The organism is Dankookia rubra (assembly GCF_004355005.1).
In the GTDB taxonomy this organism is placed as follows: domain Bacteria; phylum Pseudomonadota; class Alphaproteobacteria; order Acetobacterales; family Acetobacteraceae; genus Paracraurococcus; species Paracraurococcus ruber_A.
Window position 1 is genome coordinate 1 of sequence record NZ_SMSJ01000221.1, and the last position, 2690, is coordinate 2690.

Annotated in this window: 2 protein-coding genes; one reads left to right on the forward strand and one right to left on the reverse strand. The window is 64.5% G+C overall.

Going from position 1 to position 2690, the window contains the following annotated elements; translation table 11 throughout:
- Nucleotides 1-595: 595 nt before the first annotated feature.
- Entirely contained in the window at nt 596-1147 is a 552-nt protein-coding gene (locus E2C06_RS36045) for a DUF3159 domain-containing protein (RefSeq protein ID WP_133293330.1), read from the reverse strand.
- A 661-nt stretch (nt 1148-1808) separates the two neighbouring features.
- Between E2C06_RS36045 and E2C06_RS36055 the strand changes: the two genes are divergently transcribed.
- Nucleotides 1809-2690, forward strand: an 882-nt coding sequence (locus E2C06_RS36055) for an IS110 family RNA-guided transposase (RefSeq protein ID WP_165982908.1), incomplete at its 3' end; no start/stop codon positions are given.

The following is a 2690-nucleotide window of genomic DNA, read 5'->3' on the forward strand; positions in this document are numbered from 1 at the left end:
CGACGGATCGCCTCTGTCGTAGTGGCGCTGCCGTGGAGAACCTGGCCCATAGCGCGTCCTTCCATGCCTGGGAGAAGACTGCACCACGAAACCCCGGGACCAAACACCTAGGCCGGCGACGATGTACGGAAGCAGAGCAACAAGAAACTGCAGCGTTCACCGCACCCAGAGCGTGCCGCAACCTGACGTAGTATCTGACGGCCCGCGCTCAGCTACGGCCGGTTCGGGTTCATGCCACGATCCATGGCGCGTCCGGCCGCCTCGGCAGGCCCACGTGCCGGATCGAGCGTGTCGCGGGTGCGCTGCGCCGGTGTAGGGCTGGCAGTCTGCGAAGGTACCGAAGTTTTAGGATCAGAGCAGGCCACAGTCAGAAAAAACAGTGGAAGAGCAGTCAAGACAAGCCGTGTAACCATCATCATCATGTCTCCAAACATCGAGGGACATAGGAGGGAATGGTGTTGGAGCCGCATCGCGCAAGCCGTCGGCGGCCATATAAATGCCTGAACGACAGAAGCGACTTGTGCCGCGATGCAGCGCTAGCTGTCGCATTCTTCCGTCATCTGCGGCTTCTGATACCTGGTCCGCCGGCGAGGTGTCAGACCGTGGAGCGTGCGCTTTGCTGCCGCTCTGGATACCAGCCGGTAAATTTCACTGCGCCAACTAGTGCCAGAATAATGGCGATGATGCCGGCACGCGGCGGGATACCAGGCACGTAGAGAAGGACCAACTCGGCGGCGACCATCACCGCGAAGGCCAAGGCCCAAACGGCGGTGATGATGTAGTTGGTGCGGACGAACTCTGGCGCATCCCACAGCTCCGGCGCGACCTGCTCGCGGGCGTACTGCAGGGTGAAGGGCCGGCGCATGGCCAACGACGCGAGCACGATCAGCAGCAACCCCGTGTCCACGACGAGCCTGACGCCGATGATGGACCAGGCCGGGCGGCCCAGCAAAGCGTAGAGCGCCAGCCCGCCGAACAGGATCGCCGTGCCGACTTCGAGCACTTTGGCCGTCCTGCCCTGCATGACGTCGCGCAGGAGTAGAGCCGCCGAGACGACAGCACCTGCGACCAGCCCTTCGGTTGACCCAGAGAGCCTGTCCACGGTGGCAAAGGCGACAAAGGGGGCGAACGCCAGCAGGATACCCATTCTCGAAGCTCCGCTTGGGCATGCCGGGCCGCAGTCTAGCCGGACAATCCTCCACCAACCTCCACCAAGTTCCTGCGGCCTGTCCATAGAGGCGGGCAGCACCCAATCCCAAGCAGGACGGACGCAGAAAACGCCGCCCGCGCGTAGCATTGATCGGAAAAAGCACGTCGATGGTCTGCATCTCGACGTCTACCGGCGCGGAGAATACGGTCTCGCTGCGCAAAGGACGCGGAGGTCGCGAGTCCTGTGCTTGCCGAGGTGAGGCTCTGCTGATGGCGTTCCGCTTCCTGCACTCCACGCGCCAGGAGGCACCCGTTCCGGTCCCGCAGATTGGGCTCGAGGTGCTCGTGCGCGTCCCGCCGGAGGCCACCAGGGAGGCAGGTCGCCATTGCTGCGTAGGCTGGTGCGGGACATCGGCCCAACATGGTGAGGTCCAGCCGGCGCATTGCTTTACGTATCGCAGTCGACCCGAAGAGGGCGGCTTATTTCGAGTTCAGACTCTGAGCAGGAAGAACTCGCTATTCGCGTCGGGCGATGACGGCGGCACTCGCTGGTGCGCGGCAGCGTCACTGGTCGAGACGTGATGCGGTGGATGGCCTCCGCTCCCGGCACCACAATGCCAAGGCGGCCGTCGACCCGGCCGGCAGGAGGGAGGCTACCCATGGTTGAGATCACCACAATCGGGCTCGATATTGGCAAGCGCGTCCTGCAGGTCCACGGCGCCGACGCGCAGGGCCGGAAGGTGCTTCAGCGCAAGCTGCGCCGCGATGAGCTGCGTGCGTTCTTCGCCGCGCTGCCACCGTGCCTGGTCGGCATGGAGGCGTGTGCAACCGCCCACTACTGGGGCCGGGAACTGCGTGATCTCGGCCACGACGTGCGCCTGATCCCGCCGTCCTACGTCAAGCCCTACGTCGTGCGCCAGAAGAATGATGCAGCCGATGCAGCCGCGATATGCGAGGCGGTTACCCGGGCGAACGTGCGGACGACCCCGATCAAGACTGCGGACCAGCAGGCTGCGCGGGTCATACAGCGCACGCACGAACTGTTGTCGCGGCAAAGGGTAACGCTCATCAATGCCGTCCGCGGCCATCTGGCCGAGTTCGGCATTCTCGCGCCTGCTGGCCCGCAGCATATGAGCCAACTGATCGAGCGGGTCGCTGACCCGACTACCCCCATACCAGCCTTGGCTCGGAATGCGCTGAACCTGCTCATCGATCAGCTTGTGGAGCTCGGAAAGCAGGTCGATCAGCTGGAGGCAGGTATGAAGCGCCGCTGCAAGGCAGATCCCGACGGCGCCCGGTTGCTTGCAGTCCCGGGTATCGGCCCAATCACCGCGAGTGCAATCCTGGCGGGGGTTCCCGACATCCAAGGATTCCGGTCTGGGCGTGACTTCGGCGCCTGGCTCGGTCTCGTGCCGCGGCAGAACTCGAGTGGTGGGAAGGACCGGCTCGGGCGGATCACCAAAATGGGTGACCGCACGATCCGGCGCCTGCTCGTGACCGGCGCGCTCTCGGTCATTCGGTGGGCCAGGGCGAAGGAGGGC